The organism is Bartonella sp. B23 (assembly GCF_053793815.1).
The window spans coordinates 1,016,673-1,042,502 of record NZ_CP200033.1; the positions used below are offsets into that span (position 1 = coordinate 1,016,673).

The following is a 25,830-nucleotide window of genomic DNA, read 5'->3' on the forward strand; positions in this document are numbered from 1 at the left end:
TATTATCGTATCAAAACATGCGCAATTTTATGAAATAACATTTGTATGATTGAATATTCATTTACAAGAATCTCCATAGGAAAGTGAATACAAATACAAGATAAAATTTTTTGCCCTGCCACAAATGTTTTTTATAAATCAGCAAAATAAAGTTTAATTTCTGTAATTAACACTGCCTCATCTCCTTGTTTAACAACCGTTCCTGTTCTCTCTGCTATCAATTTTTTAAAATTCTTGCATCACTATCCACCACAACTGCCTAAGATATCATGGCTTCCAATGGTATCAAACAAAACCTTCCACACGAGAAGGTGTAATATAAAGCGATAAAGACGATACCACAAAAGTAAATCAATCCTCTCACCAAAACAAATAATGCAATTATCCAAACCGGATTCAGAAATCCTCTGACGTAATTTTTTTCAAAATTATAACGCTATTCCGCCATACAACCAGCAACAAGTGCTGTCCACTCAGAATAGCGCGGCAATAATGCTATCATTGCATCTATAAACAAATCAGTGTCCTTCAAATAACGCACGCGCCCAAAACATCCCACCGCATATTTTCCTAGAAGTTCTGATGAAGAAAAGCGACCATCAATAGTTTTCGGTTGTAAAAACCACCCAACATCCACCCCATGCATGATAATTTTATGAGGCACCTCTAGACAAGCTCCCGTACACGCACTTGTAGCAATAACCTTATTCATACGGCGAATCAAGCATTTGACAAAAGGCTTACTATGATGCTGAAAGTCAATGTAAAGGTGAGTTTAAGCTTCATCTGCAAAACATCGCGCAAAAAGACTCCACAAAGCATCTCAATATTGCGCTGTGCATGCCAAATACAACACAACACCTCCCCTCCCTCGGGATTTTTCAAAGCCGACAAATATTTTAAAAGGCAAGAGCCAGAAAATTGCTCGGCAACCCAAACCCAAAAACGGACATATGTACACCTTATCCTCTCTGCAGTGAAATGAGCTAAACAACCGTAGATGCCACTCTCGATAAAAAATTCTTAAACTGAAGAGCAATAATTTCAGTTTTTTTCAAAGATACACGTATAAGAATTTAGATGTACTGAACTTTAATAATTTCATAATTATGCGCACCACCTGGTGCATTTACTTCAATCACATCGCCCTCTTGCTTACCAATAAGTGCACGTGCAATAGGTGAGGAAATAGAAATTTTTCCAGTTTTGACATCAGCCTCCTGATCACCAACGATCTGATAAACCTTTTTTTCTTCAGTATCCTCATCCAAAAGTTTGATAGTGGCTCCAAATTTAATTTTATCGCCTGAAAGACGCGAAACATTAATAACCTCTGCCCGCGCAATATAGTCTTCAAGCTCATTTATACGCCCCTCATTATGGCTTTGCGCCTCTTTAGCGGCATGGTATTCGGCATTTTCTGAAAGATCACCATGTGCACGCGCCTCAGAAATTGCTTCAATAATTCTTGGACGTTCCTGTTGTTGGCGCCAACGCAACTCTTCTTTAAGACGTTCAAAACCAGCTGTAGTCATCGGAACTTTTTTCATAACCCGTTCCTTTCTGTTACACGGAAGGTTTAATAAAAACACAAAAAATGGCTTCCAAAATCACTTTTAGAATCCAAAAACCACAATTTCATACATTATATAGTACAGCATCCCTATTTTCCATATAAAAATAAAAAGGAAAAGAAAGCATTCACCAATTCTGTTTAGCAAAATTCAATGATTAAAGGACTTCAAATGTTCAAATAAAATCCTATAATTCAAGGTGTAAAGAAGAAACAATTGTAATTTTTTCTGTTTTATCATAGTCTAGCAGCAGAAATTTTATATGAAGAGAGAAATAAGAGAAACCTCTAAAGGAATCTTCTGTGGAAAAATGAAAAATTTGGTATTTTTTTTTGTGTTTTGCTCTCTCCTTCTAAACATAACAGTATCTAGAGCCATAGATGCTTTTGTAACGAGCAATCTTAATTTTAGAGCAGGACCAAGCACGCAGCATACGCTTCATGGTTTAATTCCAGCAGGAACATTGGTCTTTGTCCAAACCTGTAGAGAGAATTGGTGCCAAATCAAACATAACTCTCAAATCGGTTGGGTATCATCTCGCTACCTCTCATTTAAAGATGGAAACGATCTTTATCGCACATATGCAACGCTTCCCGTCACAAGTAGCAGTACATGCAACCTCAATGTCCATAACAGTCATAGTGAACATCATTACAAATACCTTTCTGTAGATCATCATGGCATAAATGAGAAAAATAATAAAACATCTAGTAAACCGGAGCGAAACTACTAAATAACGCTTTGTCGTTATCTCGATCAAATTTATGAACAATATTTCTTTGAATAGCACATGTATTTTCATGTCAAAGGAAGCGATAATGAAAAATGGTGTTACAGCAACAGTTGAAGCTCTTTCTGCTCTGATTACCTCGGGAAATCCTCTTTTTAAGAATGGCGCGTTATGGACACCTCACCGTCCTGTACGTCCTGAAAAGTCTGAAAGTGGCATTCCATTTCAACTCGAAACACCCTTTGAACCCGCAGGAGATCAACCTAAAGCAATCAAAACTCTGGTTAAAGGAATTCAAAAAGGTGAACATACACAAGTGCTTTTGGGTGTTACCGGCTCAGGAAAAACCTATACAATGGCCAAAATCATTGAAGAAACACAGCGTCCAGCTTTAATTTTAGCACCAAATAAAACTCTAGCAGCGCAGCTTTACGGAGAATTTAAAAGTTTTTTTCCCCACAATGCTGTCGAATATTTTGTTTCCTATTATGACTATTATCAACCAGAATCCTACGTTGCACGCTCTGATACCTATATTGAAAAAGAATCCTCAATTAATAAACAAATTGACCGTATGCGCCATGCTGCAACACGTGCTATCCTTGAACGTGATGACGTCATTATAGTCGCGTCTGTATCCTGTATTTACGGGATTGGTTCAGTAGAAACTTATACTGCTATGACCTTTAAAATAGAAAAAGGTGATAAACTCAATCAACGGCAATTACTGGCTGATTTAGTTTCCCAACATTATTATCGACAAGATATTAACTTCATTCGTGGTTCTTTTCGTGTTCGAGGGGATACAATCGAAATTTTCCCTGCTCACCTAGAAGATCGTGCTTGGCGTATTTCACTCTTTGGCGATGAAGTGGAAACAATTACGGAATTTGATCCTCTAACAGGTCAAAAAACAGGTAATCTCCAATCAATTAAAATTTATGCCAACTCACACTACGTAACACCCCGACCAACTCTAAATCAAGCAATGAAATCAATCAAAATGGAATTAATTCAACGCCTCGATGAGTTGAACGCAGCTGGACGTTTTTTAGAAGCGCAGCGTTTAGAACAGCGTACAATTTTTGATTTGGAAATGCTGGAAACCACTGGCTCATGCTCCGGAATTGAAAATTATTCACGCTATTTAACAGGACGAAAACCCGGCGAACCACCACCAACCTTGTTCGAATATATTCCAAACAATGCTCTTGTTTTTATCGATGAAAGCCATGTAACCATTCCCCAAATTGGCGGCATGTACCGAGGTGATTTTCGACGAAAAGCCACCTTAGCAGAATATGGTTTTCGCCTCCCCTCTTGCATGGACAATCGTCCTTTACGCTTTGAAGAATGGGATGCTATGCGCCCACAAACTATTGCCGTCTCTGCAACACCAGGACGCTGGGAAATAGAACAATCTCATGGCATTTTTGCTGAACAAATTATTCGCCCAACAGGGCTTGTTGACCCACAAACAGAGATTCGCCCAGCCCGCAATCAAATCGATGATGTTGTGAATGAAATTCATAAAACAATTCAAAAAGGTTACCGTACATTGGTGACGGTCCTAACCAAGCGTATGGCCGAGAATTTAACTGAATATCTTCACGAACAAGGTATTCGCGTACGCTATATGCATTCTGACATTGATACATTAGAACGTATTGAAATTCTTCGCGATCTGAGACTCGGAACCTTTGATGTCTTAATCGGTATCAATTTGCTTCGAGAAGGCTTAGATATTCCAGAATGCGGTTTTGTCGCTATTCTAGACGCTGACAAAGAGGGATTTTTGCGCTCCGAAACCTCGCTCATACAAACAATTGGACGCGCTGCACGCAACGTAGATGGCCGAGTTATTCTTTATGCGGATATAATCACTGGCTCCATAGAACGAGCCTTACAGGAAACACAAAGACGCCGGCAAAAACAAGTAGCCTATAATGAAGAACACCATATTACACCGAAAAGTATCAAAAAAAATATCAAAGATATTCTAAATTCAGGCTATGAAAACGAACATATTCGCACAAATATCCCTAATATCATCGAGAAAAAAAATACGGTTGGCAATAATTTAGCATCTCATATTAAACGCCTTGAAAAATTAATGCATGAAGCAGCCACTGATCTCAACTTTGAAGAAGCAGCGCGACTTCGCGATGAAATCAAACAATTACAAAGGATAGAGCTAACAATCACTGAGAACCCCTTAACACATAATAGCGAACAATCCACCCATGAGCCCGTATTACAGCCAAGCCTTTTCTTCAAGCCAGACCTTTCACACATGGAACCAACCATGAACATTGATATTTTAGAAAATCGAAGGAAAAAATCTTGTAAAAACACACCTAATCAAGAAACAATAAAACGAAAAAAAACGCAATCAACAAAAGAGTAAAAAATTTCAAACCGCCTAAAACAATCTTCATCTCTTCTAAAAAAAGACTAAAGCTCAAAAGAAAACAGTATTATCTGAAAAATATACAATCTTAAGCATCAAGGGTGCTCCAATTTATCTAAAACACCATAAAAGAGAACATTTTACAAAAAACGCCTAATATTTATTGACTTTTTAAGCATTTTTTCTTACTAAACCACGTTGTAAAAAATCTCCAAAGACGTAAAAAACTCATAAACTATAAAAATCAGACAAATTTAAAGAAAAAATCCTATGTGTATCAAAAAAATTACTACAATACATTGTCATTATACATTTATACTGTGATATCTTGTTCAAACATTATTTATCTTTACAAGATAATAGTCAAACAGGATACTATTCTATGACACAAATAAAGCAAAGTGATACTTTATCATATCACCATAAGTTTATGATAAAAAATGATAATTTCTATTCATACACCTATTATTCAACTCATACTATACCAAATAATACAAAAAGTATCCATAAATAAAGATTTTATATTCCACAGTAAAAAATCGGAAACTATCAATACAAACTTATTAATCAACCTCAAGCAGGATACATTAAGTGAAATCAAAATTATATCATATAATACCTGCGGTAGGTTTAGCTAAATGAATTTTTACTTGTTTTGTTATAATAAAATCCACAATTGTTCAGACTCTATTCAGTTTGGCACATATAGAATATGAAAAAATGCGAATTTACATCAAGGAGCGTTGTTATGAAAAAAGTGATTAGAGTAGCGGTATTATCGGCAATGTCAACTGCAGCTGTTTTGGCACCATTAGGTACAACGCTTGCTGATATGACATCCTTCCACAGTGAATATGTTACGAGAGAAATGGATAGAATGCAAAAGAAAATGGATAATTCGATGAGAAGAATAACGGCGGAAAATCGTTTCCCTTCTCATAGCTTTAACATCCGTTCTGATGATTATAGCTCTCGTTCTATTCTTAGCAAGCATCACCCTTTTTATTCTTCTGATAATCAGCACCACCATCATGTTGACCATAAAAGGAGAGAAAAAAAACATCATCATGTTGAACGCAAAACATACCATTATGTCGAGCGCAAAACAACAACACACAATCATATACATGAACATCATGTAAATCATAATAACTCAGGTGATGCTTTGGCAGCGGGAATTCTTGGCCTTGCTGCAGGTGCATTTCTCGGTAATGTACTAAAACAACCAGAACAACCACAAATTGTTTACCAAGCTGCACCACAAAATCATGTGGTGTACCAACAAGTTCCACAAAGTCATGTAGTTTATGAAATACAATCAGAAACAATATATCAGCCATGGACTGCTGACTGGCTTAAATATTGTAAAACAAGATACCGTTCATTTAACCATAAAACAGGAACTTTTCGAGGTTATGATGGCCTAGATCACTTCTGCTATGCTCCAGTAAGATGACCCTGAATAACCATTGCAGAAACCCGCTTTAAAGCGGGTTTTTTCATGTTTTTATTCATTGATTCCTTGCAAAAAAGGATTCCACTGGCGCTCATAACCTATTTGACTTCCAGGACCATGACCACAGATGAAATGAACGTCGTCGCCTAATGGGAAAATCTTCTCCTTAAGAGATTTCATCAATTTCTCATGAGAACAAAATGGAAAATCTGTACGTCCAATAGAACCACGAAATAGTACATCACCCAAGAGAGCAAAACGTTTTTTTTCATTAAAATAAATGACATGACCAGGGGAATGTCCTGGGGTATGAAAAACCCTAAATACATGTCCAGCAAAATGAACGCTCTCACCATCTTCCAACCATTGGTCGGGAACACAAATACGCACATCAGTTATACCATAATTTTTTGCGCTTTCTCTCATAGCATCCATTACAGGCTTATCGTCACGATGTGAACCAATAATTTTCACATTAAGCGTCTCTTTGGCTTGCATTGCCGCTCCCACATGATCAATATGACCATGTGTTATCCAAATAGCCTCAACGATCACACCACTCTTTTCGATCACTTCTTGAATCCGATGCCAATCACCACCAGGATCAACTAAAACCCCCGTTTTACATTCATTGTCAAAAAGCAAAGTGCAGTTTTGTTGGAAAGGTGTGACCGGAATAATATGTGCCCTAAAATTATCCATAATATCTTTTTCAAAAGTAAGCTTTTCAATCTTTTAAATAACACTCTACACTTTATAGAATAAAAATGTCAGCTCGACAGCTTTATGCAACTTATGTAAACTTGAATTTTTTGTAAAATGAATTTTTATCAAGGCTTCAAAGAATGACTGATCACATTCAAGTTTTGTGTGATGATGCACCTCACCTTCTTGTAATTGATGACGACACTCGTATCCGCAATCTTTTATTTCAATTTCTCATGAAGAATGGATTTCGTGTTTCAGTCGCTGCTAATGCCGGTGAAGCAAGACGGCAACTTGCAAGCTTAGATTTTGACCTTCTTATAGTTGATGTTATGATGCCAGGCGAAAATGGCATTGATCTCACCCATTCTCTCCGCCAAACAAAAGATGTTCCCATTCTCATGCTCACAGCTTTGTCGGAAATAGACAATCGTATTCATGGATTAGAAGCAGGCGCAGATGACTATCTCGCTAAACCGTTTGATCCTCGTGAGCTTCTCCTTCGTATCAATGCTATTTTACGGCGTGGTTTTCCATCGAATCAACCAAAAATTGAGCAGATAGTTTTTGGACCTTATATATTTTCAATTTCACGACGTGAACTTAAAAAAGAAGGACAGGTTATTAAGTTGACAGATAAGGAACAAGAAATGATGGTCATTTTTGCTGAAAATGCAGGCGATACGATACCGCGCCATACATTCGCAATGAACAGCAGTAATATTGGTGAACGTGCCATTGATGTACAAATCAATCGTCTACGCCATAAGATTGAAAAAAATCCAGCAATTCCCAAATGGCTCCAAACTGTGCGAGGAATAGGTTATAAACTCTCCATTGAGTAGACGCATAATGATCAAATCTTCAAAAAAATTTATCCGCTGGTTAACAAAGAAGATGCCTAAACGGCTTTATGCTCGCTCTTTAATTATCATTATCGCTCCTATGGTACTATTGCAAACAGTAATTGCTTACGTTTTTATGGAACGCCATTGGCAAATGGTAACCAAGCGTCTTTCAACCGCCGTTGTTCATGATATTTCTGCCATTATCGACATCATTGAAACATATCCGCAACAAGATAACTATGAAGATATCAAGCGTATTGCACAACAACGCATGGGATTAAACATTTCTATCCTGCCACCTGCCCCCCTTCCCCCCCCAGGACCTAAGCCATTTTTTGCAATTCTTGATTATTTTTTAAGTGAAGAAATCACTCGCCAAATTAACCGCCCTTTCTGGATTGATACAGTAGGCGATTCTAATCTTGTCGAAATCCGCATCCACCTTGGTCGCAACATTTTGCGCGTCTTTGCGCTGCGCAGCCAAACCTATGCTTCCAATACTGGTATTTTTTTAAGCTGGATGGTAGGAACAGCTCTTGTTTTATTACTGATAGCAATTTACTTTCTACGCAACCAAATAAAACCGATTCAACAATTGGCTGAAGCAGCAGAAAGCTTTGGACGCGGTCGTCCTTTACCAAAAGGATTTCAGCCACAGGGGGCTGATGAGGTTCGTCGCGCTGGCATTGCTTTTTTACGCATGCGAGAACGCATTGAACGCCAAATCGAACAACGCACCATGATGCTCTCAGGAGTAAGTCATGATTTAAGAACTATTCTTACACGCTTTAAACTTCAGCTAGCGCTAGCAAATACTGACTTTGATATTAAACCACTTGAGCAAGATGTAAGCGACATGCAAAATATATTAGAAGACTACCTTGCTTTTGCCCGTGGCGAAGGGAATGAAAGTGTTAAAAGTTTTGATTTAAATGCTCTTATGCAAAAATTCTCCGCCGATGCTCATCTTCACAAACGTCAATTTTCCTATACCATTGAAGGATCTACACACATACAAGTACGCCCACGTGCCTTCACCCGCCTGGTCAGCAATCTTGTGTCAAATGCATTTTGTTATGCCGACATTGTCCAGTTGACAACCATATACCAAAAAGAATCTTTCATCTTAACCATTGATGATAATGGACCTGGCATTGATAAAAATATGCGCACAGAAGTTTTTAAACCATTCTTTCGACTTGATAAAGCGCGAAATCAAGATGCAAGTGGAACCGGTCTCGGCCTTTCTATTGCTCAAGATATAGCACGCAGCCATGGAGGTAGTATTCAATTAAGTGACAGCCCTCTTGGGGGGTTGCGTGCCATTATCGATATTCCTCTATGAGCAATATTTCGCAAATCGTCCACAAGCAAAAATCATCAAACAAACATGATAATTTAAGCGTTCCCTACAGTTTCAAACAAAGTGTATTGCAGTGCCTTATAAGCGCTTTCCCCACTCCAAGCAACCATCTGAAATGCAACATAATGACTTTCACAGACTTTAAGAGCATATATCAACAATGTCTCAACCTGTACATGAGATGGATGCAACCCACCTGCCAGAAGAAGCCCTTGCCGATAAATAACTGAATTATTCCCTTGCCAATAATCAAAATGCCCCAACAACAACTTTTCATTAATTGCTAGCAATAAGCGCTGTATTTCAGCTGTTCGAGCATTTTTAATGGAGAGATCAAATGAACAGGCTAAATGAAGCGCTTCGTGTTCTTCCATCCATGAAAAGGCAAGACGATAATTTGCGCGTTTCCCTTCCACACAAACACTAATTTCATCTTCTGCATCCCGCTCAAATGACCAATCATATTTACAGGCAATCTGTTCAATAAAATCAACAGGATGCTCTTCCCTTTCTGTGGCGCAAAATGCAAGCCTCATCATAACCCTCAATCATATTAAAAATTGTCAACAGAATACAAACCGCCCAAACTGTAACAACACTTTGCCACAATCAAAGCTTTTACACCAAAAAATACACATTAAAAACAATCGACAGTATACACTACTCAGAACTCAATAATGCTCTCCGCGGTAGCTTGATAACAATAAAACGAATCATCAAGCTTTCCCAGTGTATTGATACAACTTCACAGTACTAGCCCCCCTGCTTCAAAAAAATGTTCTTTTACAAAAAACAAATCAAAAAATAAAGAACCGATCTGCTCTAACAGACTCAGGATTAAGCATTTTTTAGTTTCACGCATGACATTGAAAAATTGGGGATATTTTTTGTGTGACCCTTAATCTTTACAAAAACTATCTTGCGTTTTTTCCAAATCATCAAGACGTTTTTTCAAATCAACATTGTCAGCACGTGTTTTCAACACCATCTCCTTAAACGCCTCAAATTCTTCACGTGAAACAAGGTCAAGTCTATTGACCATCTTTTCAGCCTGCAAACGAAAAGCTGTTCCAGCTTCACGTCGTATACCTTGTGCGACATCGGCGATATCCGTTGCTAATTTTGCCAATTCATCAAGAATACGATTTGATCCATTACGCATAATATTTTTCCTTAAGTTTAACTATTAATAAACGCACTATAACGTATATTTCATAATACTTAGATGCTGTATTTGTTCCTTTTGTCCTATAGGTCTTACCTTACCGCCTATGTTTCATCATGCAGATTTTATTTTAAGCCTTTTTACACTGCTTTTACCATCATAAGATTTTAACACCAAAATTTAGTGGAAATCTACTGCTCTCCTAGCTTGACCATCGCGCATTCATCTGTCATTTTTGACCGCCATGTAACCTTATATAATGCGAAACACCTAACTCATGAACAATCTTTCCTGTCCAGCGATTGCTTTTCCATCTTTTCTCGACCCCGTAATTATACATTTAGGCTCCGTATCTCTCCATTGGTATGGATTTGGTTACGCAGTGGGTATCCTTTTTTCTTGGTGGTATGCACAAAAATTATTAAAAAAACAAACTCTATGGTATGCAAATCATCCTCCTATGGATAAAGAAAAGATAGGGGATTTTGTTGTTTTGTCTGCCATCAGTATTGTTGTTGGTGGCCGCTTAGGGCAAGTACTTATATGGGATCCTATTTATTATTTTGATCACCCAAGTGCCATCATCGCAGTGTGGAATGGGGGAATGTCCTTCCATGGCGGGCTTATTGCCATCATCATAGCAATGGTCTGGTTTTCCCATAAAAACAATATCAACATGCGAACAATGTTTGATATAATTGCAGCAGGTGCTCCTATTGGCATCGGTGTTGTGCGGATATGCAATTTCATAAACCAAGAATTATGGGGCAATATGACCACGTACCCTTGGGCTGTTTGCTTCTCTCAAGATCCCCAATATCTGCCGCGCCATCCAAGCCAACTCTACGAATCTTTCATGGAAGGATTTCTTCTTTTCATCATCTTATACCTTATTATTTTTACCTTCAAAGCATTAAAGCGCCCTGGCATGGTGGCAGGAGTATTTATTACAGGCTACGCGATAGCACGGAGCATTTCAGAAATTTACCGTGCTCCTCAAGAAGACCCAGAATGGTTTTCTACTCTTTTTCATTCAACTGGATTGACCTATGGCATGGCTTTAACTCTTCCTATGCTTTTTTTGGGAGGACATCTCCTTTTCCAAGCCTTTAGAAAGCAACCCGCAAAATAATGGCTACCCTCAAAGAGAAAATTAAAGAAATTATCACACGCAATGGACCAATCACTGTTAGCCAATATATGGCTTTTGCACTCACTGATCCTCAGTTTGGCTATTATCGAACACAAAATCCTTTTGGGTGTGATGGTGATTTCATTACCGCACCTGAAATAAGCCAATTATTTGGAGAGATGATTGGGATTTGGATTCTCGCAAGTTGGAACGCTCATGGATGCCCTAACCCTTTCATTCTGGCTGAAATAGGTCCAGGACGTGGAACTCTTATGGATGACATTTTGCGTACCATTCAAAAATTATCCACAACAGCATTTGAATCTGCTGAAGTTTTTCTCCTTGAAATAAGTAAAAAGCTCGCAAACGAACAAAAAAATCGCCTTTCTTCCTATCAAAAACAAATCCACAGCATTGAAAGTTTTGATCAAATCCCCTCAAAACCACTCTTCTTAATAGCCAATGAATTCTTCGATACGCTCCCCATCAACCAATATATTAAAATTAAAGGAGAATGGAGAGAACGCCGCATTACAATCAATCAAAATGGAGAATTTGCCTTTATTGCTTGCCCACGTAAATTTCCTTCTTCTTTCTTACAACCCTATTATTTTGAAGTCCCTGATGGAACAATTTTTGAACATGCGCCCTCACGGTATCAATTAATGCAACAAATTAGTAACCATTTAGTACGAGGAAAAGGCTCTGCTTTGCTCATTGATTATGGAGCTTCTGATCTTGCATTTGGTGATACACTACAAGCACTGTCAAAACACAGATTCCATGATATTTTCGATGCTCCTGGTGAACATGATTTAACATCGCATGTTGGTTTTTTCTTTTTAAAAAAAATAGCCCTTGAACAAGGTTGTTTTGCTGAAATCTTCGAGCAAGGAGATTTTCTTTTAAAAATGGGACTTCTGGAACGCGCAAAACACCTTGGAGCAGGTAAAAGCACTACACTGCAAGACAAAATTCGCCAAGATATCGAACGATTAGTCAGTCCAGATCAAATGGGTACATTATTTAAAATCCTGCATATTTGTGATAAAAATATACCATTACCTCCTAGTTTTTTATAACCGGCAGCAATATTTATTAACAAATGCATCTCATACACCATTCTCACTTTGAAAATCACTACTGATATAAGAAACTTTTATGAATCCTGTCCCTGCTCCTATCCTTGCAAAAAATCTTTCTGCTTTGCACCACCAAGGAATAAAACATGGTTTTTTTACTCGTCAAGGTGGTGTTTCAAAGAGCCTTTACCAAAGCCTTAATGTTGGCCAAAGCTCTAATGATCACCCTGAACATATTGCACAAAATCGCACTTTAGTTGCTCATTATTTTGATGTTGAGGTACAAAATTTGGTCACTGTCAATCAAATACACTCTTGCGATGTCGTTGTCGTTGATAAAGCCTGTATCGGTTCTCCTCCTCAAGCCGATGCTCTCGTTACGACTACAAAAGATCTTGTAATTGGTATTCTTACAGCAGATTGTGGACCAGTCCTGTTTGCTGATCCTAAAGCAGGCGTCATTGCGGCAACTCACGCTGGATGGCGAGGAAGCTTAAATAAAATTATTGAGAAAACAATTTATATTATGGAAAAACAAGGAGCTAAACGACAGTCAATAACAGCAGTCCTTGGACCTTGTATTGGTCCTTGCCACTATGAAGTAACAGATGAATTTTATGATCAATTTATTGATTGCCATAGCAAATACCGAAATTTTTTTATAAAAACAGACAAAATAAATCACTTTTATTTTAATCTATGGGCATTCATTATGCATCAACTCATAGAAGCAGGCGTTAACTCTTCTTGTGTAGGGCTTTGCACCTACAAAGACGAAAAGCGTTTCTTCTCCTATCGCCGTGCAATACACCGCAGCGAACCTGATTACGGACGGCAAATTTCTGCTATTATGCTGAAAAATAAATGAAAATTCTCTTTTATACCTTAAAACAATACCAAAACTACAAAACTAAGCTTTTTACCAAAATATGAAAATAAATTTCATTGTACTTTACTTTTTTACAAGATCATCTGCCGGCCCACAAAATACAACAGCTTTTGCCCTGGATTATTTTCAATATTTTTGTTATAATGATTGGAGGTAGGATAGCGCTCCCCTTTTTTTGCTCCCCTTCATTCATCTTAAATACGGAACATTCCCCATATTGAGAGCATTTTTTGTAAAGTAATAATCAAAGAACTTAATCAATATGTATCTCTTTGCCGCATGGAAAAAACTTTGCTCTAAAAGTAACAAACTTTTGGAAAAAGAGATAACAAAACGCATACCTTCTTTAACAATGATGAATAAAATTGTAATGCTCTCGTAATTGTTTCCTTGCAATCTGGCAACAAGAAGTTAAAAACCACATCACACTTCATCGTGATTACTCAGAGGATTTATCATGAAACTTTTCTGCGGCAATTCTAATCCACGCCTTGCTGAAGATGTCGCAAATTATCTAAACATTCCCTTAGGCAAAGCAACTGTAAAACGTTTCGCTGATCAAGAAATTTTCGTAGAATTGCATGAAAATGTGCGTGGACAGGACGTATTTGTTTTACAATCCACATCCTATCCAGCCAATGATCACTTGATGGAATTGCTCATCATGATTGATGCGCTTCGCCGTTCTTCAGCACGCCGCATCACAGCCGTTATCCCCTATTTTGGTTATGCTCGCCAAGACCGTAAACCTGGCCCACGTACCCCCATTTCTGCAAAACTTATCGCAAATCTCATTACAGAAGCAGGTGCTCATCGCGTTTTGACATTGGATCTTCATGCAGGGCAAATTCAAGGATTTTTTGATATTCCAACGGATAATCTCTATGCTGTTCCTGTTATTTCTCGCGATGTCAAAATGCATTATTCTCTTGAAAATGTCATCGTTGTTTCACCTGATGTTGGCGGTGTTGTACGTGCGCGCTCGCTCGCAAAGCGTTTGAACAGCTTGCTTGCTATTGTTGATAAGCGTCGTGAACGTCCTGGTGAATCAGAAGTTATGAATATCATTGGAGATGTATCCGGAAAAGACTGTCTTTTGCTTGATGATATTGTTGATTCAGGCGGAACGCTATGCAATGCAGCAAGTGCTCTCCTTAAACACGGTGCAAAGAGTGTCACTGCTTATATTACACATGGTGTTCTTTCTGGAAATGCTATCGAACGTATTACAAATTCAGAAATGAAAGAATTGGTTATTACGAATTCAGTTATGCCAACACAAGCAATCGAGGAGGCGCATAATATTCGCGTTCTGCCAATTGCCGATCTTATTGGAGAAGCAATTGCAAGAACAGCGGCAGAACAATCTGTCTCGAGCTTATTTAGTTAAACTAATTCCTTTGGATCTCCTGGTGCTGTTTCTACACCAAAATCAGGGAAAGCGATAACACGTTGACCACTAAAATGTGTATGGATAACAATGAATCCACGCTCTTCAAAATAGGTTAAAAGTCGGCGTGCACGACTTAAAGAATGAGTTCCATAAAGACGTGCCAGAAATGCATCCGATGGACACGGTTTTTTGCTTAGGGCAGCCTGTGCTACATGCAGAAAGACGCCTTGAACATCATCTTCTAAACTTTCTGATAGATGCAAAATACGTTTCCAGTTTTCACTTACAGCGGTTTTTTCGTCAACAGAAGCCTGAGCAATAGCTAATTTACGACGAAATTGCGAAAGATTTAAAAGGTCTCCTGAGTGACCATGAATACGACAACGAACCAAAAAATCTTGATAAAGCACCGCCGTTGAACGATAGAAGGCTTCAGGGTCATCAAGAATTTCCCGAATAATACGTTCTAGCTGAAGATCGCGATCAGCAGCAGAAAGTTCAGGAAATAAGCTTGGTTCTTTTTCCAGCAATTCTTGTTTTTTTTGCACCGCCTCCTCTAACATCTCATGAATTGACTTTTCTCTCACAGTTTCTCGTGAATGCTTGCATGGAATCAAAATTTCCTCTGGCGAAGCAGTAAAAACGAGTTTTTTTACATCAGCACGCTTTGTTGGAAGGGGCATTAATTTGGGACTAGAAGAACGTGCCAATGTTTCGACAGAACCAATGATAATTGATAAGGGACGCCTTGATAAAGCAGGACCTAAAGCTATAAAATGACCGCGCTCAAGATCTCTAAACATTTCTGCTTGACGACGCTCCATTCCCAAGAGATCCGCAGCTCGCACCATATCAATATCTAAAAAAGTGCGCCCTATTAAAAAATTTGAAGCTTCAGCAGCTACATTTTTTGCAAGCTTAGCCAAACGTTGTGTCGCGATGACACCAGCAAGACCACGTTTGCGCCCTCGACACATAAGATTGGTCATAGCATTGAGCGCAATTTTACGTGCTTCATCGGAAACCTCTCCCGCCGCAGCTGGAGCAAACAGTTGTGCTTCATCAACAACAACAAGCATAGGATACCAATAATCACGTTCCACATCAAACAGTGCACTAAGAAAAGCCCCCACAGCACGCATCTGTTGTTCGGCATCTAAACCTTCAAGGTTAAACACCACCGAAACGCGATGTTGGCGAATTCGGTGAGCAATACGTGTCAGTTCTGGTTCGCTCCTTTGAGCTTCAACAATGACATGACCAAATTTATCTGCCAAAGTTACAAAATCACCTTCTGGATCAATCACACAATGTTGTACCCATGAAGCACTTTGCTCAAGAAGACGGCGAAGAAGATGTGATTTTCCTGAACCGGAATTGCCTTGCACAAGAAGACGCGTCGCCAATAATTCTTCAAGATCAATGAATGCTGATGCCACCTTACGCAAAGCACTACCCTCTGCCATCTCACCTAAGGCAATCTCAACCTTCATAACATCTCCAATATTTTATTTTGTATCTGCTAGTATTTATTCTTCATCTAAACCATAGTTGTAGCATTTCCTCTTATCCAACGATAGAAATCATCGATTTTTCCCACAACTCTTGCATCTATGAATGGTTTGAATTATAGAAAAAATTCTGCGCAGACACCCTTGGAGGCAACGCAGAATGGAGTAATCGCTGCTTGGTAGCGCATATCTTCATATTCATGCAAAAACTGTTGTTGGTTTTTGATGAATCTCCAATTACATAAAAGGACTTAAATTATGAGCAAAAGCTACACTCTTAAGGCCGAAATACGCGAACGGGTTGGTAAGGGGTCCTCCCGTGAACTTCGTCGCAACGGTCTTATTCCTGCTATCATTTATGGTGAAAAACAACCACCTTTAGCAATTACAGTTCCCTATAAAGAAATTTTTTACAAAATTCATGCTGGTGGCTTCCGTACTACCGTCGCGACTATTGCAATTGGTAAACAAAAAATTATGGTTTTACCAAAAGATTACCAACTCGATCCCGTGCGTGATTTTCCCCTACATGTAGATTTTCTACGTATTTCAGCGAAATCTGTTGTGGAAGTGAGTATCCCTGTGCACTTCCTCAATGAGGAGACAGCTCCTGGACTTAAAAAAGGAGGTGTCCTCAATATCGTTCGCCATGAAATTGAATGTACTGCTCCCGCAAATGCCATCCCTGAAGCAATTGAGATTGATCTCGCTAGCTACTCTATTGGTGATTCGATCCATATTTCAGCAGTGCAATTGCCAGCAGGGGTAACCCCGGTTATCCAAGATCGAGACTTTACCATTGCAACTATAGCAACCCCTGCTAGCTTGAATGTTAGTGATAAAACTTCCGAACAAAAAAATGACGGAGATAACGAAAAAAATTGATAAACTTTATCAGGCGGGAAAATTCCCGCCTTCATTAAAATTTTTAACCTCTCACACTTTACTGAAAGCACACATATGTGGCTTATTGCTGGTCTTGGCAATCCCGGTTCACAATACCAAAATAACCGCCATAATATCGGTTTCATGGCTGTTGATGCTATTTATCAGCTCTTCTCTTTCTCTCCATGGTCAAAAAAATTTCAAGCCAAAATCTCCAGTGGCTTCATAGATAGGGAAAAAACGCTTCTCATAAAACCCCAAACTTTCATGAATCTTTCCGGACAAGCCATTGAAGAAGCTTTGCAGTTTTATAAACTAGACTTGAAAAATTTGATCATCATCTATGATGAATTAGATTTACCACTTGGAAAAGTGCGTATAAAAATTGGTGGAGGAAGTAACGGGCATAACGGTATAAAGTCCATTGATGCTCATTGTGGCACTGATTACCATCGTATACGCTTAGGGATCGGACGCCCTAACTCTAAAGAACTTGTGCATAAACATGTTCTAGGGAACTTTACGAAATCTGACCAAGAATGCTTACCTCCTCTCTTAGAGACAATCGCAAAAAACATCACTCTTTTCTTCAAGGGTGAGGAGGACCTCTTTATGAACAAAATCTCACAAGCAATGAAAAACAAAGACTTTCGATAACAGTTTGTTTCGCGAATTTACAAAACAAATCAGCATTGCTTTGTATACCTCTTACAAATAATGCGTCCTCTTTCAAAAAAAAGGCCATTGAATCGCAAAACCAAAACAACACCAATGAGGCTGCTAAGCTAATCCTCCTCAGAATTAAAAAAATTCACTTGGAGCAATCGTTGACTGTAGTGGATCGTGAAGATTTGATTGCTGACTTAACGCATTAGGTTGACGACGATCGCTATTTTGCAACACCACCACACGAGAACCAATAGGCACACGGTCATAAAGATCAATAATATCCTGATTAAGCAAACGAATACATCCACTTGAAATAGCACGACCAATTGACCACGCCTCATGTGAACCATGAATACGAAACAATGTATCATGCCCATTTTTGAAAAGATAAAGTGCTCGAGCACCCAATGGATTCTCTGGTCCTGGTGGCATCCCTTTCCCTAAATGACCATAACGTTCTGGTTCTCGCGCCATCATTGCTGCAGTAGGAGCCCAACTCGGCCACTGACGCTTACGCTGCACAACCCCCTCACCTTCAAATGCCAACCCTTCCTTACCAACACCAATGCCATAACGCAAAGCTTCCCCATTTTCACCAATCAGGTAAAGAAAACATTCCTGCGTATCTATCACTAATGTCCCAGGTGGATAAGATGTATGATACAGCACTTTCTGGCGCAAAAATTTTGGATCAATAGTTGCAAGATCAATGGCGGGCAATGAATAAAGTTCATTTGTTACAGGTCCATACAAAGCCTGCATTTCCGCTGAGATGTGCCGAACTTGTTGAGAAGAAACAAATGACACATCCGAACGACGCGCAGCGCATCCAGCCAAAGCCAGAGATATAGAAATTAAAAAAACACGATGAGATAACACTCTTACATTCTTTCTAATTAATTCTTCATACAGACCTGCATACTATGAAAAACTTAGCGTACTATTAACATTAATTTGGAATCTCCTTATCATTAAGATAAAGGATTTTAAATATACTGAAAAAATCAAAACATCTTTTCAACATGGCTTTTTTTCTTACCTACAGCAATAAGAGACTATAAGTCTTCTTAAAATATGCTATAGAAGCGTTAAAGACATTTCATCCTGACCATAAAATCAACAGAAAAGAAGATGCTCATGGGTTTTAAATGCGGTATTGTGGGATTACCTAATGTCGGTAAATCAACCCTTTTTAATGCATTAACAAAAACAGCGACAGCGCAAGCTGCCAATTACCCTTTTTGCACAATCGAGCCCAATACAGGAGAAGTTGCCGTTCCGGATTTTCGAATGGAAAAAATTGCATCGATCGCTGGTTCAAAAGAAATCATTCCCACACGTATCAATTTTGTTGATATTGCTGGATTAGTGCGTGGCGCTTCAAAAGGTGAAGGTTTAGGTAATAAATTTTTAGCCAATATCCGTGAAGTCGATGCCATTATTCACGTTTTACGCTGTTTTCAAGATGACGATATTACCCATGTAGAAGGCCGCATTGATCCTGTTTCTGATGCCACAACCGTTGAAACGGAACTCATGCTTGCCGATCTTGAAAGCCTTGAGCGGCGAATCGTACAAATCCGCAAACGTGCAACCGGAAAAGATAAAGAATCTTTAACAATTCTTCCCATGATGGAATTAGCATTAAACTCACTGCAAAAAGGGAGTCCTGTCCGGTTATTATTTAAAGATATCTCTTCCGATGAGCGAAACATCCTCGATAATTTAAACCTTTTAACTTCCAAACCCGTACTTTATGTATGCAATGTTGGTGAAGATGATGCCGCTCATGGAAATAATTTTACCAAAACCGTTGAAAAAATGGCAACAGAGCAAAATGCTCAAAGCATTATCATTTCTGCTTCTATCGAAGCCGAAATCACCCAACTTAATGATGCAGAAGCTACAGAATATCTTAATGCCTTAGAACTCTTTGAACCGAGTCTCAACCGCCTCATTCGCGCTGGCTACTCTTTGCTTGACCTCATTACTTACTTTACCTGTGGACCTAAGGAAACGAGAGCATGGACAATTACGCGCGGCACGAAAGCCCCCCAAGCAGCTGGTGTGATTCACTCAGATTTTGAACGTGGCTTTATTCGTGCCCAAACCATTAGCTATGAGGATTATATTGCTCTGGGTGGAGAAAACGGTGCAAAAGAAGCAGGAAAAGCCCGCGATGAAGGTAAAGAATACATTGTGCAAGATGGTGACATCATGCTGTTTAAACATAACACATAATATCTCAATATCTCAATGTTTCATTCTTGAAAGCTTTGCACAAAAAAACAACGCCACCATATATCATGATAGCGCTGCTCTCTCAATGGAGAATAAAAATACAAAATTAGCGTGTCCAACGTCCTTCGTATTTAAATGTTGGAGCCTCCTTTAAAGAATCCTTTGTTGCATTAGTAATAAGTTTCCATTTACCATAATCGTTTATCATCTGGATTGTTTCTGGAGAAACGACTACATAACTCTCCCCTATCCCAAGGAAACCACCAACAGCAACAACAAAACCCGCAATATTATTTTCACGCAGAATAATATCTTTTACTTCACCAATATTTTCATCATCTATATTGTATACATTTGCACCAATAAGGCTTGAAGCGACAAAGTCCGTTGCTAAAGGTGTAACATAACGCACAGACATATCTGACCCTACCTGTACAGTACCTGTTGAAGAAATCGTTTCAGGTTTAGGAGGTACCGCGAAAGACTGAACATAAGCACTAGAAGCCATCAAAACCGATATAAGAGTAGTACATGCAATTTTTTTCATTTTAACATCTCCGTTTTTGCTTTTATTTTATAAAACTCAATGCATCATGATCATGATTTGTTCCAAACTCTGTCAAAACCAGCACCCTGGCCCGGCCTTTTCTTTTTCTCAGTCTTTTTATCTTCTTTTCCAATTTTTCTTCTAAACCACGCCAGACACGGACTTTTAAAATATAAACAAACACTCCAAAAATAATGAAAAATAAAATAACATGAAAACCTGTTTTTTTAGAATCTCCATGTAAGGATCTGAATCCTAAACCCAAAAAGCAGAGACGTCGCGCACATATTGTTCGACTGTTTCTGATGTCCCATCACAACAGAAAACAACACCATAACTTAACAGAGGCGCCCGTGGTTAAAGAATCAAAAGAGTTAATACATCGAAGATAACAGCAAGAAATGGCAAAGATATGACGCGTGCCAGTGCTATCAATGAAAGTTCTAGAGGATAAGCACCATTAAGAACAAATTTCGGCTTCTTCTTCGTTACAAAAGGGAAAAAGAAAGGTGTTTTCTGCAATACTAGCGCGTTTGAAAAATTTTCTTCTCGATGATAGCCATCTCTCACTTCATATCGCTTAGCAAAATCCTTAATCTGTTCCTGATCATAGCCTAGCGCCTTTAAATCATGAAAAGCTATATATTTTAGCTCATGGCAACTAGAACAAACCTATTTATAAACTTTTAAACCACACCGCAACTGCACCTTATCATAAAGCCCAAATAGCCCTGAAAAACTCCATTCTTTTTTAGGAACACATATAAGGGGAAAGAAACAAACTTTTCCTCTTTATCAGAGAGATTAACCGCAACACTCCAAAAAGGAAAGCCTATCACCGCTATAACAATCAATCTAATAACAACATTCACCACAGTTTATTTTTCTTCTGTTTCATATCTTCAGTAACTGAAGAAAGAAGTTTCAAAAATAGGTAAAGTCAGCAAAACAATCAAAAAGAATATAAATAATAAAATGCAGCCAATTGCGTCCATAAATAGAGTGCCATCACCAATTTCTCTTGACCAAAGCCAACAAAGAAAAACAGTATCAACAATGAATACCAAAAAGAAAATATTATAAACAGGTTGATATCTTGCAGAGCATATTTTAGAGTGGTCTAACCATGGAACAAAAAACAAACCAGCTGGTAAAATAACACCCACAAAGTTGATAAAAGAGCACCAATGTTAAACGTTATAGCATAAAAAGGCAAAAAATACCATTCTGGCACCACACGAAGAGGTGACTTTAAAAAATTCACAACGCTATAATTTTCAGCCTACCCCACATAATTTGGCGTATGAAATAAAAACATGGCAAAAATATCTTTGATAAGCGCATAAGGTGGAAAAGGAACAATTTTCTTCTCGAATTGTGTTGCAAGACAAATTAGATTACCCTGTTAAACTTAGTAAAATGCCCAAATATGAAGCCCTACCCAAATAAGTAAAACAAATAAAAACATAAAAACGGCTCAATATCGCTTGCCCTACGCTATAGCCACCCAAAAGTGCCTCACGCAACCATCTCTCCACCAAAGGAATAGTTTAAAAAGGCTCGCAACCACTAAAGCCGCTAGAACAGACATCATCCTCCAAATCAGCCCATAGCCAAAAAATGCTATTGCCATCATGATGGTATAGATAAAAATACCCGTAACCCAAACCATTTCTCGCATATGTTTATAAAAACCATAATAAAGTCCGCGCGCTAAATGAACATAGACGGCAATAAAAAAAACAAATCCCCTACACAAATCCATGGGCGAAAAAGCCAATCAAACTGTCTCTCACGCCCAAATCGCTCACCAATTTTAAAAGATAAATGAACATCTGGCACATATAATACAGTGCTAAAACAATGCCGGCCAAAAGTTGCGATAAAAGCATAGCGGTCAAAATACCATCAAATATATAAAAGTAATTCAGATTACGTAGAACAGGAAAAACAGCAAATGCATTGTAAAAAAAACGGGAAAGAGGCAAACTTTTATCAAACCAACGGACAAGAGCACTATTAGAAAAATAAGGAAAAAATTTTGCCATCACCTTATCCTATCCTCAGCAAGGTATCAGAAAGGAATCGATAAGGCAGGATGGCTAAATTATAGTTAGCTAATCCTGAGCGTACTCTTCCAACTGTATCATAAACAGATCCATGACACGAACATAACAACCCCCAAGATCTACCCGTTTGTCCAAGTGTTATATAACCTAGATGCGTACAAAATTAACGAAAATAAGCCCATTCTCACACCCTTCACCTGCAGAACGTGCAAAATTTTTGCATCTTCTTCACTTTCAAAATTAGGATTGCGTGCCTGACGATCTTTAAGAATACTCAGTTTTGTAACACGAGATTCAGCAATTTCCTTTGCGGTACGATTACGAATAACAACAGGCTATCCACGACACTTAACCATCACTAACATGTCCTCTTCAACACCAGAAAGGTCTACCTCAACAGAAAAAGATGCCAAAACAGCCTCACCTGGACTCAGTTGACGGATAAAAGGCTACTCAACTGCACAAACCCCAACAGCCCCTGTAACAGTCGTTACCAAAAACAGAAAATCGCGCCTTGTTTTCTCACTCATTACTTTAATTAAAAAATCCTATGCTCCAAATTTCCTTTTTACTATACTATCCCCCATCGCATAATCCCTGATAATTAAGTTTCCTAAGCCATAAAAACACTTCAGAAAAAGCTTCTTACCATTTGTGTAATTGTTTTCCTTCCCAAAAAAACTTATAGCCCTCACTCTAGAAAACAGTGCTTATTCTCCCCCATTTTTCATGCTTCCTGTCTTCAATATCATCACCTATAAGGTAATACCAGCAGACATATTATCAACTATTGCTACGCTACTTATTGTAAAGACTAGGAATTATTTTAGCTCAAATAACATTCCAATCGCTAATTCACTGAACACAGAAATCTTTATTCGTAGGAATAAAATTTATACAGAACTCTTTTGCAATCAACCTTTACAAACAAAACTTAAATTTTGCATCAAATTTCCCTTAGCACTTAATCAAAATCATATAGTTTTGATTATGCTGATATTGGTAAAAAAAGCTATCACTCTGATAAGATTCTCTCATCTGCAGTAAAACTTTGCAAACGAAGTAGTCCTGAGTACTCTCTAAATAAAACATATTTTCATAACAATTCACATCCACATTGAAATACATTAATGATTGTCATCTTTCATTGTTTCCTTATCTGCGCATCTCATAATAAGTTTGAGAACATAATTTTTTCTAGAATACAGAATAAATGGCAAATAAACGGAAAAACTCTATGTTTTTCAATTATACTTTTTGAATAAATAATAAATCTTCTTTACAAACACGAAGAAAAAAACATACTGTAAGTCATATGACACTTCATATTGCTCTTTTTCAACCTGATATTGCTGGTAATACTGGAACCATTTTGCGTCTTAGTTCCTGTTTCGGTTTATATGTACACATTATTGAGCCCGCAGGCTTTAATCTGTCAGATCGCAATCTTAAACGAGCGGGATTAGATTATCTCGAATACGCTTCACTAGAGCGGCACATTGATTGGCAACATTTTATACGTGCTATGAAACACTTTCACCGTCGTCTTTTACTTTTGAGCACAAAAGCAGAAACATGCTATACGAAAATATGCTACCAGAAAAATGATGTTTTACTTTTTGGTCGTGAATCAGCAGGAGTTCCTGATTATGTTCATGAATCCGTTGATTGTGCATTAAAAATTCCTATGAAACCACATGCACGTTCTTTAAATCTAGCAATGAGCGTAGCCATAACAACAGGAGAAGCTCTTCGCCAAATTGGTTATAATGAAAAGAGAGAAACTTCATAAAAAAGTACAAAGCTTCTTTATAAAATCCATATTATAAATTAATTTTTTCTAATAATGCTTTACGATCTGTTAAAAATCCACTTTCAACCCATATCATTTCTAGCTCTTTGAGCTTTTTTCCTAAAAATACCCCCCCAGACAAACCTTTCTTCATCAAATCCGTGCCATTAACAGGAAAAGTAGGAATCTGCCATTTTTGAGCAAGCTGATAAAGCCTCTCATAACTTTCTGCTTTCTGCAAAGCTTCATCTTCTTCTAGGGCAGCAACATGTGCTGCTGCAACGCACAATGATAATTGATCTAAAACCGGTTGACGACCATGAAAATAAATCAGTTTTTGCACAAAACCGTCTGAACATTTTTGGTTAATCATTTTTAATTTTGCCCATTCCTTTAATCGCATTTTTTCCTTATTAGATAGACGCAAACGCTGTGCCATTTCATGAAGGCGTACAGGATCAGGAGGGAGAAGACTTTCCAGCCGTAACAACGGATCGATTTTCCAACCAAAATTCTGTTCTGCTTTCACCAATGAGTAGATTCCATCAATGCCCCATTTTTCTGTTTCAGGGAAAATGCGTGTCAAAATTCTACTTTGACGCATCCATAAAAGAGCACGTGTTGGATCTAAAGCCATGAGAAGTTTTTTCATCTCTCCCCAAATACGCTCAGAGGAAAGTTTTTGCAGACCATCTTTTAAACACACACACGCTTTCAATGCTTGTGCATCAGGTCGCCCTGCTCCATACCAAGCAAAAAAGCGAAAAAAACGCAAAATACGTAAATAATCTTCGCGAATGCGATTTTCTGCAATACCGATAAAACGCACTGTTCGGCGAGCAATATCATTCAATCCTCCTACATCATCATAAAGGCGACCATCAGCATCACAATAAAGCGCATTAATCGTAAAATCTCGCCGTTCAGCATCTTTTTTCCAATCACGCCCAAAGACCACTTTGGCATGACGACCATCCGTTTCAATATCAGAGCGAAGCGTTGTTATCTCATAAAAACATGACTGCGAAACCACAGTCACCGTACCAAACGCAACACCTGTAGGAATAACTTTAAATCCTGCTTTTTCTGCACGCACTATAACCTGTTGCGGCAAACAGGTTGTAGCAATATCAATATCACTAATAGGCTGTCCTAACAGCTGATTGCGCACCGCTCCCCCCACAACACGCGCTTCTTCACCACCCACAGACAAAATGCGAAGAAGTGTTTGGATATCACTATGCTGCAACCATTTAACTTGTTTAAAATTTTGTCTTATACTCACCCTCTAACCCTTCAAAAATTATCCTCTCTGCCTTAAGTATCTCTGCCTTAAGTAGATGTCTTTACGGAAATATTATTTCTCATA

22 protein-coding genes and 5 pseudogenes are annotated in these 25,830 nt (G+C 38.3%); 13 read left to right on the forward strand and 14 right to left on the reverse strand.

Features of this window, described 5'->3' with window-relative positions; genetic code table 11:
• Nucleotides 1–2 precede the first annotated feature (2 nt).
• Together V4B17_RS04550 and greA are read right to left on the reverse strand one after the other, a co-directional pair.
• Nucleotides 3–1,070 (reverse strand): annotated as a pseudogene (locus V4B17_RS04550) (glycosyltransferase).
• Nucleotides 1,071–1,076: 6 nt separating this feature from the next.
• The gene (gene greA / locus V4B17_RS04555; RefSeq protein WP_455479021.1) at nucleotides 1,077–1,550 is read right to left on the reverse strand and encodes a transcription elongation factor GreA; all 474 of its coding nucleotides are present in this window, start codon (nucleotides 1,548–1,550) and stop codon (nucleotides 1,077–1,079) included.
• Nucleotides 1,551–1,884: 334 nt separating this feature from the next.
• On the opposite strand from greA, the pseudogene V4B17_RS04560 reads away from it, so the two are divergent.
• The 3 genes and pseudogenes from V4B17_RS04560 to V4B17_RS04570 all read left to right on the forward strand — a co-directional run.
• Nucleotides 1,885–2,184: pseudogene (locus V4B17_RS04560) on the forward strand (SH3 domain-containing protein); the annotation flags it as partial.
• Between the two features lie 208 nt (nucleotides 2,185–2,392).
• The gene (uvrB, locus tag V4B17_RS04565) at nucleotides 2,393–4,711 is read left to right on the forward strand and encodes an excinuclease ABC subunit UvrB (RefSeq protein ID WP_455479022.1); all 2,319 of its coding nucleotides are present in this window, start codon (nucleotides 2,393–2,395) and stop codon (nucleotides 4,709–4,711) included.
• Between the two features lie 751 nt (nucleotides 4,712–5,462).
• Nucleotides 5,463–6,170 carry a BA14K family protein gene (locus V4B17_RS04570; protein ID WP_455479023.1) on the forward strand — a complete coding sequence of 236 codons (708 nt, stop codon included), beginning with the start codon at nucleotides 5,463–5,465 and terminating at the stop codon, nucleotides 6,168–6,170.
• 51 nt (nucleotides 6,171–6,221) lie between these two features.
• On the opposite strand, the gene V4B17_RS04575 is transcribed toward V4B17_RS04570, so the two are convergent.
• Nucleotides 6,222–6,872 carry an MBL fold metallo-hydrolase gene (locus V4B17_RS04575; RefSeq protein ID WP_455479024.1) on the reverse strand — a complete coding sequence of 217 codons (651 nt, stop codon included), beginning with the start codon at nucleotides 6,870–6,872 and terminating at the stop codon, nucleotides 6,222–6,224.
• A 143-nt stretch (nucleotides 6,873–7,015) separates the two neighbouring features.
• On the opposite strand from V4B17_RS04575, the gene V4B17_RS04580 reads away from it, so the two are divergent.
• A complete protein-coding gene (locus tag V4B17_RS04580; RefSeq protein WP_455479025.1) occupies nucleotides 7,016–7,720 on the forward strand; it encodes a response regulator in 705 nt (234 codons plus the stop codon).
• 7 nt (nucleotides 7,721–7,727) lie between these two features.
• Nucleotides 7,728–9,068 (forward strand): ATP-binding protein, encoded by a 1,341-nt coding sequence (locus V4B17_RS04585; RefSeq protein WP_455479026.1) that lies wholly within the window; start codon nucleotides 7,728–7,730, stop codon nucleotides 9,066–9,068.
• 53 nt (nucleotides 9,069–9,121) lie between these two features.
• Here the strand turns inward: V4B17_RS04585 and V4B17_RS04590 are convergent, their stop codons facing one another.
• Both V4B17_RS04590 and V4B17_RS04595 read right to left on the reverse strand, forming a co-directional pair.
• Nucleotides 9,122–9,622, reverse strand: coding sequence for a YbjN domain-containing protein (locus tag V4B17_RS04590; protein ID WP_455480185.1), 501 nt, complete (start codon nucleotides 9,620–9,622; stop codon nucleotides 9,122–9,124).
• 362 nt (nucleotides 9,623–9,984) lie between these two features.
• Complete coding sequence (locus tag V4B17_RS04595) at nucleotides 9,985–10,248, reverse strand: accessory factor UbiK family protein (protein WP_455479027.1); 264 nt, start codon at nucleotides 10,246–10,248, stop codon at nucleotides 9,985–9,987.
• 280 nt (nucleotides 10,249–10,528) lie between these two features.
• Here V4B17_RS04595 and lgt point away from each other — a divergent pair.
• From lgt to V4B17_RS04615, 4 genes and pseudogenes are all read left to right on the forward strand, one after another.
• Nucleotides 10,529–11,408, forward strand: a pseudogene (lgt, locus tag V4B17_RS04600) (prolipoprotein diacylglyceryl transferase).
• Nucleotides 11,383–12,465, forward strand: coding sequence for a class I SAM-dependent methyltransferase (locus V4B17_RS04605; protein WP_455479028.1), 1,083 nt, complete (start codon nucleotides 11,383–11,385; stop codon nucleotides 12,463–12,465). Before lgt ends, V4B17_RS04605 begins: the two are co-directional and overlap by 26 nt.
• A gap of 79 nt (nucleotides 12,466–12,544) precedes the next feature.
• On the forward strand, nucleotides 12,545–13,333 hold the full coding sequence (gene pgeF, locus V4B17_RS04610) for a peptidoglycan editing factor PgeF (RefSeq protein WP_455479029.1): 789 nt from the start codon (nucleotides 12,545–12,547) through the stop codon (nucleotides 13,331–13,333).
• A 478-nt stretch (nucleotides 13,334–13,811) separates the two neighbouring features.
• Nucleotides 13,812–14,744, forward strand: coding sequence for a ribose-phosphate pyrophosphokinase (locus tag V4B17_RS04615; RefSeq protein WP_455479030.1), 933 nt, complete (start codon nucleotides 13,812–13,814; stop codon nucleotides 14,742–14,744).
• On the opposite strand, the gene V4B17_RS04620 is transcribed toward V4B17_RS04615, so the two are convergent.
• Entirely contained in the window at nucleotides 14,741–16,240 is a 1,500-nt protein-coding gene (locus V4B17_RS04620; RefSeq protein WP_455479031.1) for a helicase HerA domain-containing protein, read from the reverse strand. The genes V4B17_RS04615 and V4B17_RS04620 overlap by 4 nt on opposite strands.
• Nucleotides 16,241–16,516: 276 nt before the next feature.
• On the opposite strand from V4B17_RS04620, the gene V4B17_RS04625 reads away from it, so the two are divergent.
• Nucleotides 16,517–17,143 carry a 50S ribosomal protein L25/general stress protein Ctc gene (locus V4B17_RS04625; RefSeq protein ID WP_455479032.1) on the forward strand — a complete coding sequence of 209 codons (627 nt, stop codon included), beginning with the start codon at nucleotides 16,517–16,519 and terminating at the stop codon, nucleotides 17,141–17,143.
• Nucleotides 17,144–17,218: 75 nt separating this feature from the next.
• On the forward strand, nucleotides 17,219–17,800 hold the full coding sequence (gene pth, locus V4B17_RS04630; protein WP_455479033.1) for an aminoacyl-tRNA hydrolase: 582 nt from the start codon (nucleotides 17,219–17,221) through the stop codon (nucleotides 17,798–17,800).
• Nucleotides 17,801–17,944: 144 nt separating this feature from the next.
• On the opposite strand, the gene V4B17_RS04635 is transcribed toward pth, so the two are convergent.
• Nucleotides 17,945–18,691 carry a L,D-transpeptidase gene (locus V4B17_RS04635; protein ID WP_455479034.1) on the reverse strand — a complete coding sequence of 249 codons (747 nt, stop codon included), beginning with the start codon at nucleotides 18,689–18,691 and terminating at the stop codon, nucleotides 17,945–17,947.
• 258 nt (nucleotides 18,692–18,949) lie between these two features.
• Between V4B17_RS04635 and ychF the strand changes: the two genes are divergently transcribed.
• Nucleotides 18,950–20,053 carry a redox-regulated ATPase YchF gene (gene ychF, locus V4B17_RS04640; RefSeq protein WP_455479035.1) on the forward strand — a complete coding sequence of 368 codons (1,104 nt, stop codon included), beginning with the start codon at nucleotides 18,950–18,952 and terminating at the stop codon, nucleotides 20,051–20,053.
• Between the two features lie 106 nt (nucleotides 20,054–20,159).
• Here the strand turns inward: ychF and V4B17_RS04645 are convergent, their stop codons facing one another.
• The 6 genes and pseudogenes from V4B17_RS04645 to petA all read right to left on the reverse strand — a co-directional run bounded on the left by V4B17_RS04645 (nucleotide 20,160) and on the right by petA (nucleotide 23,199).
• Entirely contained in the window at nucleotides 20,160–20,600 is a 441-nt protein-coding gene (locus tag V4B17_RS04645; protein ID WP_455479036.1) for a PRC-barrel domain-containing protein, read from the reverse strand.
• Nucleotides 20,601–20,957: 357 nt separating this feature from the next.
• Nucleotides 20,958–21,242: a cytochrome c1 gene (locus V4B17_RS04650; RefSeq protein WP_455480186.1), complete on the reverse strand. Its 285-nt coding sequence runs from the start codon at nucleotides 21,240–21,242 to the stop codon at nucleotides 20,958–20,960.
• A gap of 260 nt (nucleotides 21,243–21,502) precedes the next feature.
• Nucleotides 21,503–21,864, reverse strand: a pseudogene (locus V4B17_RS04655) (hypothetical protein).
• Nucleotides 21,865–22,092: 228 nt separating this feature from the next.
• Nucleotides 22,093–22,365, reverse strand: a complete 273-nt coding sequence (locus V4B17_RS04660) for a cytochrome b N-terminal domain-containing protein (protein ID WP_455479037.1) — start codon at nucleotides 22,363–22,365, stop codon at nucleotides 22,093–22,095.
• Nucleotides 22,352–22,648 (reverse strand): hypothetical protein, encoded by a 297-nt coding sequence (locus V4B17_RS04665; RefSeq protein WP_455479038.1) that lies wholly within the window; start codon nucleotides 22,646–22,648, stop codon nucleotides 22,352–22,354. The genes V4B17_RS04660 and V4B17_RS04665 overlap by 14 nt, the downstream gene beginning before the upstream one ends.
• A 4-nt stretch (nucleotides 22,649–22,652) precedes the next feature.
• A pseudogene (gene petA, locus V4B17_RS04670) lies at nucleotides 22,653–23,199 on the reverse strand (ubiquinol-cytochrome c reductase iron-sulfur subunit).
• Nucleotides 23,200–23,984: 785 nt separating this feature from the next.
• Between petA and V4B17_RS04675 the strand changes: the two are divergent.
• Nucleotides 23,985–24,461, forward strand: a complete 477-nt coding sequence (locus tag V4B17_RS04675; protein ID WP_455479039.1) for a tRNA (cytidine(34)-2'-O)-methyltransferase — start codon at nucleotides 23,985–23,987, stop codon at nucleotides 24,459–24,461.
• A 31-nt stretch (nucleotides 24,462–24,492) separates the two neighbouring features.
• Here the strand turns inward: V4B17_RS04675 and V4B17_RS04680 are convergent, their stop codons facing one another.
• The gene (locus V4B17_RS04680) at nucleotides 24,493–25,746 is read right to left on the reverse strand and encodes a CCA tRNA nucleotidyltransferase (protein WP_455479040.1); all 1,254 of its coding nucleotides are present in this window, start codon (nucleotides 25,744–25,746) and stop codon (nucleotides 24,493–24,495) included.
• Nucleotides 25,747–25,830 lie beyond the last annotated feature (84 nt).

Bases quoted from the DNA above. Each gene is read 5' to 3' on its own strand.
- greA (WP_455479021.1), bottom strand. From the start codon at position 1,550: ATGAAAAAAGTTCCGATGACTACAGCTGGTTTTGAACGTCTTAAAGAA.
- uvrB (WP_455479022.1), top strand. From the start codon at position 2,393: ATGAAAAATGGTGTTACAGCAACAGTTGAAGCTCTTTCTGCTCTGATT.
- V4B17_RS04570 (WP_455479023.1), top strand. From the start codon at position 5,463: ATGAAAAAAGTGATTAGAGTAGCGGTATTATCGGCAATGTCAACTGCA.
- V4B17_RS04575 (WP_455479024.1), bottom strand. From the start codon at position 6,872: ATGGATAATTTTAGGGCACATATTATTCCGGTCACACCTTTCCAACAA.
- V4B17_RS04580 (WP_455479025.1), top strand. From the start codon at position 7,016: ATGACTGATCACATTCAAGTTTTGTGTGATGATGCACCTCACCTTCTT.
- V4B17_RS04585 (WP_455479026.1), top strand. From the start codon at position 7,728: ATGATCAAATCTTCAAAAAAATTTATCCGCTGGTTAACAAAGAAGATG.
- V4B17_RS04590 (WP_455480185.1), bottom strand. From the start codon at position 9,622: ATGAGGCTTGCATTTTGCGCCACAGAAAGGGAAGAGCATCCTGTTGAT.
- V4B17_RS04595 (WP_455479027.1), bottom strand. From the start codon at position 10,248: ATGCGTAATGGATCAAATCGTATTCTTGATGAATTGGCAAAATTAGCA.
- V4B17_RS04605 (WP_455479028.1), top strand. From the start codon at position 11,383: ATGGCTACCCTCAAAGAGAAAATTAAAGAAATTATCACACGCAATGGA.
- pgeF (WP_455479029.1), top strand. From the start codon at position 12,545: ATGAATCCTGTCCCTGCTCCTATCCTTGCAAAAAATCTTTCTGCTTTG.
- V4B17_RS04615 (WP_455479030.1), top strand. From the start codon at position 13,812: ATGAAACTTTTCTGCGGCAATTCTAATCCACGCCTTGCTGAAGATGTC.
- V4B17_RS04620 (WP_455479031.1), bottom strand. From the start codon at position 16,240: ATGAAGGTTGAGATTGCCTTAGGTGAGATGGCAGAGGGTAGTGCTTTG.
- V4B17_RS04625 (WP_455479032.1), top strand. From the start codon at position 16,517: ATGAGCAAAAGCTACACTCTTAAGGCCGAAATACGCGAACGGGTTGGT.
- pth (WP_455479033.1), top strand. From the start codon at position 17,219: ATGTGGCTTATTGCTGGTCTTGGCAATCCCGGTTCACAATACCAAAAT.
- ychF (WP_455479035.1), top strand. From the start codon at position 18,950: ATGGGTTTTAAATGCGGTATTGTGGGATTACCTAATGTCGGTAAATCA.
- V4B17_RS04645 (WP_455479036.1), bottom strand. From the start codon at position 20,600: ATGAAAAAAATTGCATGTACTACTCTTATATCGGTTTTGATGGCTTCT.
- V4B17_RS04660 (WP_455479037.1), bottom strand. From the start codon at position 22,365: ATGGATTTGTGTAGGGGATTTGTTTTTTTTATTGCCGTCTATGTTCAT.
- V4B17_RS04665 (WP_455479038.1), bottom strand. From the start codon at position 22,648: ATGGCAAAATTTTTTCCTTATTTTTCTAATAGTGCTCTTGTCCGTTGG.
- V4B17_RS04675 (WP_455479039.1), top strand. From the start codon at position 23,985: ATGACACTTCATATTGCTCTTTTTCAACCTGATATTGCTGGTAATACT.